The organism is Psychrilyobacter sp., from assembly GCF_037132775.1.
Taxonomy (GTDB): Bacteria; Fusobacteriota; Fusobacteriia; order Fusobacteriales; family Fusobacteriaceae; genus Psychrilyobacter.
Genome location: NZ_JBAHZY010000106.1, coordinates 1 through 13,592, shown reverse-complemented (window position 1 = coordinate 13,592; position 13,592 = coordinate 1). Strand labels below are relative to the sequence as shown.

The 13,592-nt window shown below is 31.7% G+C and carries 11 protein-coding genes and 1 pseudogene; 10 read left to right on the top strand and 2 right to left on the bottom strand.

Going from position 1 to position 13,592, the window contains the following annotated elements; all coding sequences use genetic code 11:
- Positions 1 to 536 precede the first annotated feature (536 nt).
- From V5784_RS07075 to V5784_RS07050, 6 genes and pseudogenes are all read left to right on the top strand, one after another.
- On the top strand, positions 537 to 1,103 hold the full coding sequence (locus V5784_RS07075) for an XRE family transcriptional regulator (RefSeq protein WP_336888330.1): 567 nt from the start codon (positions 537 to 539) through the stop codon (positions 1,101 to 1,103).
- Positions 1,104 to 1,347: 244 nt separating this feature from the next.
- Positions 1,348 to 1,563: pseudogene (locus V5784_RS07070) on the top strand (DDE-type integrase/transposase/recombinase); the annotation flags it as partial.
- A 206-nt stretch (positions 1,564 to 1,769) separates the two neighbouring features.
- Positions 1,770 to 2,297 (top strand): cob(I)yrinic acid a,c-diamide adenosyltransferase, encoded by a 528-nt coding sequence (locus V5784_RS07065; protein ID WP_336888329.1) that lies wholly within the window; start codon positions 1,770 to 1,772, stop codon positions 2,295 to 2,297.
- 97 nt (positions 2,298 to 2,394) lie between these two features.
- Positions 2,395 to 3,348, top strand: coding sequence for a YegS/Rv2252/BmrU family lipid kinase (locus V5784_RS07060; RefSeq protein ID WP_336888328.1), 954 nt, complete (start codon positions 2,395 to 2,397; stop codon positions 3,346 to 3,348).
- A 21-nt stretch (positions 3,349 to 3,369) separates the two neighbouring features.
- Complete coding sequence (locus tag V5784_RS07055) at positions 3,370 to 4,830, top strand: nucleoside kinase (protein ID WP_336888327.1); 1,461 nt, start codon at positions 3,370 to 3,372, stop codon at positions 4,828 to 4,830.
- A gap of 122 nt (positions 4,831 to 4,952) precedes the next feature.
- Positions 4,953 to 5,153 carry a hypothetical protein gene (locus V5784_RS07050; RefSeq protein ID WP_336888326.1) on the top strand — a complete coding sequence of 67 codons (201 nt, stop codon included), beginning with the start codon at positions 4,953 to 4,955 and terminating at the stop codon, positions 5,151 to 5,153.
- A 42-nt stretch (positions 5,154 to 5,195) separates the two neighbouring features.
- Here the strand turns inward: V5784_RS07050 and V5784_RS07045 are convergent, their stop codons facing one another.
- Positions 5,196 to 7,127, bottom strand: coding sequence for an SIR2 family protein (locus V5784_RS07045; RefSeq protein ID WP_336888325.1), 1,932 nt, complete (start codon positions 7,125 to 7,127; stop codon positions 5,196 to 5,198).
- 248 nt (positions 7,128 to 7,375) lie between these two features.
- Here V5784_RS07045 and V5784_RS07040 point away from each other — a divergent pair, with 248 nt between their 5' ends.
- Both V5784_RS07040 and V5784_RS07035 read left to right on the top strand, forming a co-directional pair.
- The gene (locus V5784_RS07040) at positions 7,376 to 8,218 is read left to right on the top strand and encodes a fumarate hydratase (RefSeq protein ID WP_336888324.1); all 843 of its coding nucleotides are present in this window, start codon (positions 7,376 to 7,378) and stop codon (positions 8,216 to 8,218) included.
- 83 nt (positions 8,219 to 8,301) lie between these two features.
- A complete protein-coding gene (locus V5784_RS07035) occupies positions 8,302 to 8,853 on the top strand; it encodes a Fe-S-containing hydro-lyase (protein WP_336888331.1) in 552 nt (183 codons plus the stop codon).
- A gap of 244 nt (positions 8,854 to 9,097) precedes the next feature.
- Here the strand turns inward: V5784_RS07035 and V5784_RS07030 are convergent, their stop codons facing one another.
- On the bottom strand, positions 9,098 to 9,961 hold the full coding sequence (locus V5784_RS07030; RefSeq protein WP_336888323.1) for a MurR/RpiR family transcriptional regulator: 864 nt from the start codon (positions 9,959 to 9,961) through the stop codon (positions 9,098 to 9,100).
- 495 nt (positions 9,962 to 10,456) lie between these two features.
- Between V5784_RS07030 and V5784_RS07025 the strand changes: the two genes are divergently transcribed.
- Positions 10,457 to 11,647: an NADP-dependent malic enzyme gene (locus V5784_RS07025; protein WP_336888322.1), complete on the top strand. Its 1,191-nt coding sequence runs from the start codon at positions 10,457 to 10,459 to the stop codon at positions 11,645 to 11,647.
- A 108-nt stretch (positions 11,648 to 11,755) separates the two neighbouring features.
- Positions 11,756 to 13,186: an aspartate ammonia-lyase gene (locus tag V5784_RS07020; RefSeq protein WP_336888321.1), complete on the top strand. Its 1,431-nt coding sequence runs from the start codon at positions 11,756 to 11,758 to the stop codon at positions 13,184 to 13,186.
- Positions 13,187 to 13,592 lie beyond the last annotated feature (406 nt).

The following is a 13,592-nucleotide window of genomic DNA, read 5'->3' as shown; positions in this document are numbered from 1 at the left end:
CGAAGGGTATATACCAATAATCATATGGATGTGGTGGCTAAGGCACTGGTTAATATCTATAAGAGAAGGGATAAAATAAAGGGGTATGAGATTGAGGAAGAGCCAAAGGTCCTAAGACATTTTATGGCTAAGTTGAAAACGGTGAAATAATAATTATTTATTTGCACGACTAGTGATAAGGCTCTTAACTGGCGGTGGTTCTTATCAAGCATACCACCATAGATACGGGATCTCTCACTTCTACCATAAAATCCAAAACTACAAAGATATGTAGTTTTGAGAGGAAAGCTTTCTTTATTGGAATATTCCTTATTGTACTTTTTATACCTCTAACATATAGTGTTTTAAGGGTATTCTCTTTTGATTTTTATCTTATATCTATGTATCCGTATTTGCAGAGGGTGCAAGGAAGACCCCACCTATTTTGAGATAATAGGAGCATTATTGATAATAAAATTAATATTTTAACGTTAGACTTTTGTTTATATATCTAGTATACTATTGCCATAGAGTAAAGATACATAAGGAGTATATATATGTTAGACAATATAGGAGAAAAGATAAAAGAACTGAGAATAAATAAGGGAATGACACTAAGGGGATTAGGAGGAGCAGTAAATCTATCTGCAGGTTTTTTATCCCAGTTAGAAAGAGGTCTTACAACTATCTCAGTGGATGTACTTCAGAGAATTTCAGAGAAACTAGGTGTGAAACTTACTTATTTTTTTCATGAAGTGAAAGTAAAAAATGAAAAAACAGTAATAATGCGGGGGTATGAAAAGGAAGTTTATGAATTAGTTAATTCACAGTTTGTTCATTACCATTTAAGTAATAACATTACAGATAAGGATATGGTACCAAGAATGATAGATATTTTGCCAAAGGAGAAACAAGAAAGATTAAAGGGATACTCCCATGATGGTGAGGAATTCATATATGTGTTAGAAGGAATTCTTACCCTTGTGATGGAGGACAGGGAAGAAACTCTATTCCCGGGAGATAGCGCGCACTATACCTCTCAATCTCTTCATAATTGGGGGAATAATACAAGTATGAAAACAAGAATAATAGCTGTAGGAACACCTAACTGCTACAAAAAATAAAAAAAAACAGTTTTTTAAAAACGGTTTTTTTTTATTATATTAACTGATGTTTCACGGTAGATTTTTTTCTGAAAAAGAAATAAACTCCTAGTAACAACATTTAAAGGAGGAACTTCGATGAATAAAAACCTTCTTGAAACATATTCAAATTTTTTAATTGCGTCAACTAGATCTACTCATTCTACAGATTTACAAAACATTACTAGTTCTAAAATCTCTAAAAATTCCGTTTATTGATTTCTTAGCTTACCTATCAACGATAAAGGATGAATCAACCAATGAAATACTAGCTTATGAAATTTCAGACAACTTAAAATTAAAAATAGCCACGAATGCTATAGAAAAATTATGTAGAAAAAGATTTAAATTATCTGAAGGATGTTTTATACATTCCGATCAAGGAGTTCACTACACAAATCCTAAATTTCAATCTTTATTAAAAAAGAAAAACATCAAACAATAAATGTCTAGAAAAGGAAACTATTGGGACAATGCACCTATCGAATCATTCTTTGGTCAAAGGCTACGGTTTACTTATAGAGCAATTTTTTTGTTTTTTAATGTTATGTTTATAGATAGGATGGACCCTTCAATAACAGGATTTTTATCTAAGTGTGGTATAAAGTTATTGAGATAAAAATATATCTTAAAGGAGGAATGGATCTTATGTCTATAAGTACTAAAGGTGGAGATAAAGGAAAAACATCTCTTTGGAGCGGAGAGAGAGTAGCTAAGAACAATGCCAGGGTGGAGGCCTATGGAACAATAGATGAACTGAATTCACATCTTGGAGAAGCAAAGCATTATGTAAAAGTACAGAAAGTAAAAGAGATAATAGAAAGGATACAACATGATTTATTTAGGGTGGGAGGAAGTCTAGCGACTGTAGGTGTGTTTAGTAAAGCGATTGAAAAATATCATGTCGATCATATAACAAACATGGTCTATGAACTAGAAAGAGACCTTGAGTTTAAAGGTTTTGTAGTGCTGGGAATGACGGTGCAGTCAGCTAAACTTGATATAGCAAGAGCCGTAACCAGGAGAGCGGAAAGAAGAATACTATCCTTGGCAGATGAGGCAGAAATAGGTGAGGAAATAAAAGAATATGTAAACAGACTTTCTGATCTTATATATCTTCTCGCAAGAATAGAAGAAAAAGCAGAGGGAAAGCTAAAGTTAGAGGAATGGAGATAGTTAACTAAGAGTCTAGCTATTATTATTTTTCACCTTTTGTAGTATAATAGAATTACAGAAAAGAAAACTTGTAAACATAAAGTGTAGAGGTGATAAGGTGAAAAAAGTAAAGTTAATCTATAACCCCTTTTCGGGGAATAATAAGATAATAAATCAGATAGATACAATAATAGGGGTATACCAAAAATATGGTTATCAATTAATACCATTTAGAATCTCCTATGAAGCTTCTTTAGAAGATGCTTTCACAGATTTAAATGATGAGGGATGGGACCATCTCCTCCTAGCTGGTGGGGATGGATCTGTCAGCGATAGTATCAATATGATGAAAAAAAAGAAAATAGACCTGCCAGTTGGAATCTTACCAACTGGAACAGCCAATGATTTTGCTAAATGTTTAGGTATCCCCAGTTCCCTAAAAGAAGCTTGTGAACAGATAATAACCTCTGAAGTAAAAAAAATTGATTTAGGATATGTCAATGGAAAATTTTTTATAAATGTATTGAGTTTTGGATTATTTACAGAAGTGTCTCAAAATACCCCTACAAACCAAAAAAATACCATGGGGAAACTAGCTTACTACATCAATGGAATCAAGGAACTTCCAAAATTTAAAAAATTAAAGATCTTTGTAGAGGGAAAGGAATATTTTTATGTAGGAGATGCTTTTTTAGTATTTATTTTTAACGGTAGAACAGCAGGAAATATAAACATTGCGTATAAAGCAAAATTGGATGACGGGATGCTAGATGTAATAATAGTAAAAGCGGATCTAGTGCATACAACTAAATCATTTTTAAATTTTTTAATTAGAAATCATCTAGAAGATAGCGATAATGGAATATCTTATTTTAGAACGAACAATGTCAGGATAGATTGTGCTGAAGAACTCCGCACCGATATAGATGGAGAAAAAGGTCCAGAGTTCCCATTACATATAGTCTGTAAAAAGCATAGTTTGAATATCCTAGGATATAGGAAAACCGAACCTAAACAGATAGATAAATTTCTAGAAAACCTACGATCAAGCTTACCCAGAAAAATAAAGTAATTTGCACTAGAGGGGGGAACTATGAACCTAAAATATTTTTCAACATTAAAATTTATATTTATTAAAGCTACAAATGATCTATTTCCAAATTCAAAAGTTAAGATACTTCATTCACTAAATAATGGTGTTTTAGGAGAAATCGTAGGGAAAAGAAATATTACAGAGGAAGATATCCAGCTTATTAAAGAAAGGATGAGTCAAATAATCCATTCGGACCTTCCTATAAAAAAACAAGATATGAAGAGTTATAAATTTGTTAACAATTCATGCTTTGATCGTAGAGAAGATATCGCGAGATTGGTGGAATACTCCCCCGATCATGATATAAGTATGTATGAAATGGATGGATTCTATGACTTTTTCCACAATGGATTATTCCCTAGTACTGGTTATATAAATTTATTTGATATTTTAAAATATGAGGATAATAACGGAATAATTTTAAAAGCTCCTGTGAAAAAAGGGGTATATACCCTTCCAAAAACTCTAGATCACCCTAAATTAGCAAAGATATTTTGTGAGAGTGAGAGATGGGTTGAAATATTAGATATTCCAGATGTAGGAGCATTAAATAAAATTAGCCTAGAAGGTGATATTGGGGAACTAATCAGAGTCAACGAGGCATTACATGAAAAAAAATTAGCTTATATAGCAGATGAGATAACTAACTGTAAGGACATTAAATTAGTTACGGTAGCTGGACCTTCATCATCAGGGAAAACTACATTTACCAAAAGGCTAGCTATTCAGTTAAGGGCAAATGGAATAAAACCAGTGGTAATATCTTTGGACAATTATTATAGAGGTAGAAAATATATACCCTTAGACGAAAACGGTGAAAAAGATTTTGAATCTATAGAAGGTTTGGATTTAAATTTATTAAATGAACATCTAGTTAAATTAACAGCAGGGAAGGAAGTGGAAATTCCTATATATAATTTTCACACCGGACAAAGAGAATTGAAAGGTGTCTTAACTAAACTTTCTGAAAATGGACTCCTACTAATTGAGGGAATTCACGGCTTAAATGAAAAATTAACCAGCCATATCGAGAAAAAATATAAATTTAAGATCTATATAAGTTGTTTGACTGCATTAAATATCGATAATCACAATCGGATTCCAACTAGTGAAGTTAGGAAATTAAGGAGGATTGTGAGAGATTCATTATCTCGTGGGACTTCTGCCCATGGAACATTGGATATGTGGGATTCCATACAAAAAGGGGAGAGAAAAAATATTTTCCCATACCAAGAGGAAGCCGATGCCATATTTAACTCCAACTTAATATATGAATTAGGTGTGTTGAAAAGATATGCAACAAAGGAGTTGAAGAAGATCGATTCATCCAGTCAGCACTATGAGGAAGCCATAAGACTCATAAAATTTTTGAGTTACTTCAGGGGGATAGATAAGGAATTAGTTCCAGATAATTCCATATTAAAGGAATTCATAGGTGGCAGTTATTTTTATAAATATTAGATGGAGGTTTTATGAGAAAATTAGTTTTAATAGCTGTATATCTCATGATTTTAGGAGGGTGCATCTCAAATAGGATGTAGGATGAAGGGGTAAAGAGAGAGGGGATTTTAACCGCGATCCAGATGTCTACTTGGATGTACGGTACCCATGTTTTGTCAGGTGATATAGGAAAACCATTGACTGCTTTAAGTGGTGAAAAAATTAATTTGGATGAGTATGAAGGGCAAAAAGTAGAAGTAAGGGGAACTTTAAAAGATGGATATCCTGTAGATTCAGGACCTGAATATTTAGAAGTTCAGTCTATTAAGGCAATAAAAAATTGACTTATAAGAGGGGAATGGTCATTTGACCATTCCCCTCTATTTTTACTCTATAATTTCTTTATATGTTATATTTTGAATAATATTGAAAGCCTGGACTTCCAATTGATCTCCTACATGGGTGATATTTGAACCATCTATTTCAATCTCAGTTGATTCTATAAATGATCTTGTAAATCCTAGAAAGTTGATAGTGACAGGGTAGCTTAATACAAGGTTTTCTACTTCAGTTGTATCCCCTGAAAAATTAGTCCTGATGGTAATATTTCCAGTGGTTACCTTAGGGGTATTATTATAATAACTAAATAGAACCTGTAAACTCCTGGTATTTTTTAGGAGTTCTTTTAAATTAATATTTCTAATTTTTATACGATTTTTTATAGACAGATATCTATCTATTGTCTCAAGAATTATATCTAATTTTTCCATATCTTCATCTGAAATAATCTTAAAATTCCCACTAATTTTTTTATTTTTAAAATTCAATTCAAACCCACCAAATAAATTTTTAAAGAATATATATATATTTCTACCCTTTATATTAACGGTATTTTCAGAAATTTTATAGGTAAACCTCATGACATTGTCACCGTCTAATAGAAGTCTTAAATAGAAATCATGATTTTTAAAATCTACAACTTGATATTTCCCTGACACATGAGATTTAAGTGAAACATGATAGATTGTTTGGTCATTACACCTTATATCCACTTTTCCAGTGAATTTTTTCTTCTCTAATTTTATTTGAGGAAGGTCGGCAGATTCAAAGGGGATCTTTATCTCTAACGCTTTATAATGGTTGATCTCAGAAAAATCATCAACTTTGTAAGCTGGAGATCTTTTTTCTCTAAATTCAACTAACCTTCTCTGTCTATTTCTAACTTCTGTTTCGATTATCTCCCCTTTCAGTGTGTTTCCATTGAGATAGAGGAGGATCTCCAGGTTTTCTACGGTATATTCCTCTTTTATTGGTTCAATCTCTAGATTTTCTGATTTTTCATCAATCACTAAGACTTCTTCTTTCTCAAACATTTTTAATTGTTTTTCTTCTTTGTTTTCACTTATTTTCTCTTTAACCATTACTTTTTCTAAGTTTTCTTCTAAATTTTCAGTATCTAATTCACTTTTTTGAAACCTATTATTCTCCTCAACTTCTATTGCTTGAATTTTTTCTCTATCTTCAACCATTTCTACCTCTATTTCTACATGGATAGGATTTATATTTTCATTATTAAAATATAAAGCCATTTTTTTTATGAAATTTAGATCATCCTCATAGATAAATTCAAATTCATTTGAAATTAACCATGATTCATCTTCCATAGAGACGGGGTTAGAAGTTACAAAATATCTAGCTGTATTAGATAAGTTTATTTTAGAAAACACCAAAGTAAGAATATCTTTAGTATCTTCATCTAGGTTGACTCCTAATAAAATTAAATTTTTATCCTTCAACGCTCCATTTAATTTTTTCCAAAAATGGTCGTATAATTTCAATTTTTTTATCTTTCTCATATTTTGAGAAGTTAATATTATTCGTTCTGTATGTCTATAATCTCCTAGAATTTTAAATAAATTTATATTAGATCTTGTAATTTTTTTTTCACAAAAAATATTGTGAATCTCTCCATCTTTCCATATAGATTCTAAAATTTCAGAATGGTCGTGGGTAATAATGGTATCTATCTCACTTATTTGAGAAAGGTAGGAATAGGGATTAGATTTACCCTCTAATTCTAATTCATCGTTGAGAAACGAGATTAGATTCATCATATTTCCAGTAGCACTATCCAAAAATATTTGAGAAACCTCGGTCAATCTTTCCTTGTTTGCTACTTTTTCCTTTATATCTTCATGGAGTCCCCTATAAATTTTTAAGGCCAACTCATTTTTTGTAGGAATATTTAATTTTTTATTAATATTATCACCTATCCAAAGTGCATAATTATTATACTTTATCTTTTCAAAAATTTCCAAATCATTCCCTCCTGCATAAATATACTAAATTTATTATACTTTATTTTTACACTATTCACAATGAAATTTAAGAAAAGCCATATATACGATTTATCACTCTTGTTGATACCTATATATATTTATAAACTGTCATTAAGTTAATTGAAAAAAAAAGTTAAATGGTGTATTATTAAAGAGAATTTTGTTTCGATGATGATGAGAAACATTGAAAAAATAATACCGTAATAAATAATTCGAGAGGTGATTGTATGAAAAATTTAGATCTAAATAAAGTAACGAATGCTGTAGAAAAAATGTGTATGGAAGCAAATTTTTATCTGGGATCAGATGTTTTAGATAATATAAAAAGAATAGCTAAAACCGAAGCTTCTCCTGTAGGAAAGAATATCTTAAATCAAATCATAACTAATCATGAAATTGCTCAAGAAAATCAAGTACCAATGTGCCAAGATACTGGAATAGTAGTAGTATTTTTAGAAATTGGTACAGAGGTTTACATAGATGGAGATATCTATGAAGCTGTAAATGAAGGAATCAGAAGGGGTTATAAAAAGGGATTCTTGAGAAATTCTGTTGTAAAAGATCCCTTAGACAGAGTGAATACAAAAGATAATACCCCTGGAATTATCCACATGAAGTTAGTGCCTGGAAGTGATAAGGTGAAAATTATCGTAGCTCCAAAGGGTGGCGGAAGTGAAAATATGAGTGCTATCAGAATGTTAAAACCAGCTGATGGTATTGAAGGTATCAAGGAATTTGTTGTAGAAACAATTAAAAAAGCTGGCGGCAATCCATGTCCTCCAATCATTGTAGGTGTAGGAATAGGTGGATCTTTTGAAAAAGCTGCATTATTAGCTAAAGAATCTCTAATGAGAGATGTAAATGACAGTAGCTCTAATCCTATAAATGCTAAATTAGAAGATGAATTATTAGAGCTAGTGAATAAAACTGGCGTAGGACCTATGGGCTTAGGTGGAAGGAATACAGCCCTATCTGTAAAGGTAGAAACTTATCCTTGTCATATTGCATCACTGCCGGTTGCTATAAACATAAATTGTCATGCTGCCAGACATAAGGAAATAATCTTATAAAATTATAACTATTTTTTTCTCCTTATTTATGATGCTAAAGAGCAAAAGTGGAAACCTAGGAGGAAGAGTTAAAACAGGAGGTAATTATGAAATTAACAACACCATTAAAAGATAGTGATATAGAAAAATTAAAAGCCGGAGATACAGTAAAGATTACTGGGATTATATATACAGCAAGAGATGCAGCCCATGCAAGATTAGTAAAATTATTAGAGGAAGGAAAGGAACTTCCATTTGATCCAAAGGGACAAATAATTTACTATGTAGGACCAACTCCTGCTAAACCAGGAAATGCAATTGGAAGTGCAGGACCTACAACTGCTTACAGAATGGATTCATTTGCACCAAAATTAATCGAAGTTGGATTAAAGGGAATGATTGGGAAAGGTGCTAGAAGTGATGAAGTAAAAGAATATATGATAAAACATAAAGCTATATATTTTGCAGCAGTAGGTGGAGCAGCAGCTCTTATAGCAAAATCTATTACAAAAGCTGAAGTTATTGCATATGATGATCTAGGTTCTGAAGCTATTAGAAAGATGGAAGTAGTAGATTTTCCTGCTATCGTTATAAATGATATCTATGGAAATGACCTTTATGAAATGGGTCAAAAAGAATATAATATTGAAGATTAATTAAATAGAAAATTATAGAACGTTTAGTAATATAAATAATTTTTGTTCTCTAATCCCTTATTTAACTACCCTCGTACAAAAGTACTAGGGTAGTTAAAGAAGGGGTTTTTTAAGTTATACAATTTTATCTAAAATATTTATTATAAAAAATGAATACTTATGTTTGTAGGTATTATTGGAAAATTATTCAAATGGATTATTATAATTTTTTAAATTTAATATATTATGTCGGAATTAAATATTTTTAATTACTTTTCACAAAAAAATTATTTTCATTTGCAAATTTTTCAAATCTTTTAAGATATTTTTCTGTTTTTTCCTTATCTTTGTGGGAGAGGGAAAAAATAAGAGCATTGATGAGGCACATCACTGCAGAAAGATGATCCACAAAGAAGGCTTTTTTTACAGGAATAATGAACAAAAAATCTGCGTATTCAGCTAGAGGTGATACCACGCTATCCGTAACCACTATCAGGGGAACTTTCTTTTTTTTGAGAATTTCCGCTATTGCTACCACATTCTGGGGATATCTTGGAAACCCAAAGAGTATAGCTGCCGTATTTTCACTTAGATCATTTAGATAATTAAACCATCTCTCGTTCCATTCATCTATAATGAGTACCTTAGCATGGATCTTGCTAAGATTATACCCTGCATAGCTAGAAAGACAGTAAGAACCCTTAAACCCTACCGTGAGAATGCTCTCTTTATCGCAAAGGGCTTCCACTGCATTATTAAATGTTTTGGAAGATAACTCCTTTAGTGTCCCGTTGATTATTCCTACCTCCGACTCAAAGATCTCTTGATAGACGGTAGATGTGTCTTCAACTCTTTCTATGGAAAATTTATCCAGAGCCGACAACTGATTTTTTAAAGATTCTCTCAACTCCTGTTGAAAAGCTGGATATCCTTTATATCCCATATATGAAGCAAATCTTATTACTGTAGATTCACTGACCTCTGCAGCTACCCCGAGAGTTGTAGAGGTCATGAAGGCACACGGCTTTAGATTCTTCAAAATATACCCTGCCAACTTTCTCTGTTTCGGTGGAAGATTCGATACCATTTTTTGAATTTTTTCCTCTAAATTAAACTTGTTTTTTTTCATATCTCCTCCTTCTAACTACCTGTAAAACAACCTATTCCCTAAAAAAAATTATTTTTTTATATTTGATTTAGGATATAATTTTTCTTCTCATTTGTCAAGAATCTCTCTTATATATTAAACGTCCATTTTACCTTTAATTGTGTTGTTTTGAATAATAAAAGGTTGTAATTATTCAAAACAAAAAAAATGAATAATCTTATTCAAAAAAACATTGACATTTTTTATAAGTTTTTGTAATATACATTTAGCTATAAAAATTGAAGTCTTTTCTACCATAGTTGTAAATGATATATTATAAATGATATAGATATAGAAACAATTTCTATGATATGGGTCAAAAAGAACATAAGTGTGAAAATCAATTTAGAGAAAACTATAATTTTTTTTAAAATTAAATAAATAATAAAAAAATTAAAAAAAGCTAGTAAAAACCCCCTTATAGAGATAGACTAAGGGTAAGAGTCATTAAAATAAGAAAAGCGGAGGAGTATAACTATGTCAGTATATGAAGAGTCATTAAAATTGCACATCGAAAACAAGGGTAAGATTGAGGTTGTTTCAAAGGTTTCTGTAAAGACTATGGAGGATTTAAGTCTAGCTTATTCACCAGGTGTGGCAGAACCTTGTAAAAGAATTGCAGAGAATAAAAATGATGTTTATAAATACACTGCTAAGGGAAATATGGTTGCAATAATCACAGATGGAACAGCAGTCTTAGGATTGGGAGATATCGGTCCAGAGGCAGCATTACCTGTAATGGAGGGAAAAGCAATTTTATTCAAAGAATTTGGTGGAGTAGATGCATTCCCTATCTGTTTAGATACTAAAGATACGGAAGAAATTATTAGAACTTGCAAATTATTAGCTCCTACTTTTGGTGGAATAAACTTAGAGGATATAGCAGCACCTAAATGTGTTGAGATAGAAAGAAGACTAATAGAAGAGTTAGATATTCCTGTATTCCATGATGATCAGCATGGTACAGCAATAGTTACTACAGCTGCAGTAATAAATTCATGCAAATTATTAGGAAAAAATATATCTGATTTAAGAGTATCTATGATCGGTACCGGTTCGGCGGGATCATCTATCGCTAGAATGCTTAAGGGATTAGGAGTTAAATCATTATATGCTTATAACTTAAAGGGTGTTGTAACGCAGGATAAATATGACAAATATAAATTTTTAGTAAAAGAATTATTGGATCAAAATATCATTGATACGCCAGAAAACCTAGAGGAAGATACCGTTGCTGCAATGATGAAGGGAACAGACATATTTGTAGGAGTATCTGCACCAGGAATGGTAACTAAAGATATGGTTAGATCTATGAATGCAGATCCTATTATCTTAGCTATGGCAAATCCGACACCTGAGATCATGCCTGAAGATGCTTTAGAAGCTGGAGCAGCAGTAGTAGGAACAGGTAGATCAGATTACCCTAACCAAGTAAACAATGTATTGGCATTCCCAGGATTGTTCAAAGGGGCTTTAGAAGTTGGAGCTACAGTAATCAATGATGAGATGAAGATAGCAGCGGCATATGGTATTGCCAACGTATTAAAGGAAGAGGAATTAAGAGCAGACTACATTATTCCTAGTCCATTTGATAAAAGAGTAGCATCAGTAGTAGCTGAAACTGTTAAGAAGATCGCTATAGAGAATAACTTAATCAGAAAACAATAATTACAATAAAATTTATGTGTTTCCCATCCTGAATTGCAGGGAGATACTATTTGTCACTAGAAAGAAAGTTTAATTTGAAAATATTAAATATTAAAAGGGGAATTTAAAATGATTAAATTTAGGACTGAAGGAGACTCATTGGGAACAATGGAAATCCCTGCAAATGCATACTATGGAATCCAATCACTCAGAGGGAGAAATAACTTTGGTATCACAGGATACAAATTATCATCTACATTTATCAAGTCAATGGCAATGGTAAAGAAAGCTACATCACTTATGAACTTAGAAGCTGGAGTAATAGATAAAGATGTTGCTGAAGCGATGATTTGTGCCAGTGAAGAGATCATAGATGGAAAATTCCATGATCAATTTATCACAGATGTAATTCAAGGTGGAGCAGGAACTTCTATGAATATGAATATCAATGAAGTTATTGCTAACAGAGCCAATGAACTTATGGGTGGAAAGTTAGGAAAATATGAATTTGTTAATCCAAATGATCATGTTAATTACGGGCAATCAACGAATGATGTAATTCCTACAAGTGGAAAACTAACTGTAATACAGTTATGTGAATCACTACTAAGTGAATTAGAGGGTTTAAAAGAATCTTTGTATGAAAAAGGAATAGAATTTGACCATGTTATCAAGATGGGAAGAACTCATCTTCAAGATGCAATCCCTATTAGATTGGGACAAGAATTCAAAGCCTATGCTAGACCTATAAGAAGAGATATAAAAAGAATAAAGGAAACATTGGAAGATTTTTACTTTGTTAATATGGGAGCTACAGCTGTAGGAACTGGATTAAATGCAGATACTACATATGTAAAGGATATCGCTGCTAAATTAGGGGAAGTAACTGGGATGGACTTTAAGCAGAGTACAGACCTTGTAGATGGAACTAGAAACTTAGATGGTTTTGTATGGTTATCATCAGCATTAAAAGTGTGTGCCGTAAACTTATCTAAGATGTCAAATGACCTTAGATTGATGGCATCTGGACCTAGAGCAGGATTCTTTGAGATCAACTTACCTATGAAACAGCCAGGGTCATCTATCATACCAGGAAAAGTAAATCCAGTTATCCCTGAAGTAATGAGCCAAGTTTCATTTCAAATATTTGGAAATGACCTTACAATAACTAAGGCTGCAGAAGCTGGACAATTGGAGTTAAATGTATTTGAACCAGTATTATTCTTTAACTTATTTCAGTCTATTCAAATCTTAAAAAATGGTGCTCAAACACTGAACTATAACTGTATCAAGGGAATCACTCCTAATGCAGAAAGAACTAAAGAAATGGTGCAAAATTCAATTGGAATTATAACTGCTATCAACCCACATGTAGGGTATAAGAGTGCTTCTGAAATTGCGAAAGAATCATTAAAAACAGGAAAAACTGTAAGAGAACTTACAATAGAAAAAGGATTATTAACGGATAAGGAATTAGATATTATATTAGATATATATAACATGACTAATCCTGGGATCTCTGGAAAAGAATTATTGGGAAAAAAGAAAAAGAATAAATAATTTTAATAAAATTATTGGGAGCTGGAATTTTCCAGCTCCTTTTTATATAAAATTTATTGGATCTTAAGATAAACTTGGGTATACTTGGAATGAGAGAAAATCAATTTAAAAAAATTAGTCACCAAGAATAATAATTAACATCAATTAAAACCAATCAATATAATCTGTATAAAAAGAAAAGTTTTTTTAAGTTGTTAATTTTTAAACATGTACACAGCACATAGGGAGGAAGATTATGAAATATATATTAATATTATCATTACTGCTGCTGGTAGGATGCGCATCTGCCCAAAAAAAAGAAACAGGAATGATGGAAGGGGAATTTTATCCCTGTCCAACCAGTCCAAATTGTGTGTCCTCCATGGCTTCTAAGGAAAATTCTCACTATATAGAACCTATTGTCTAT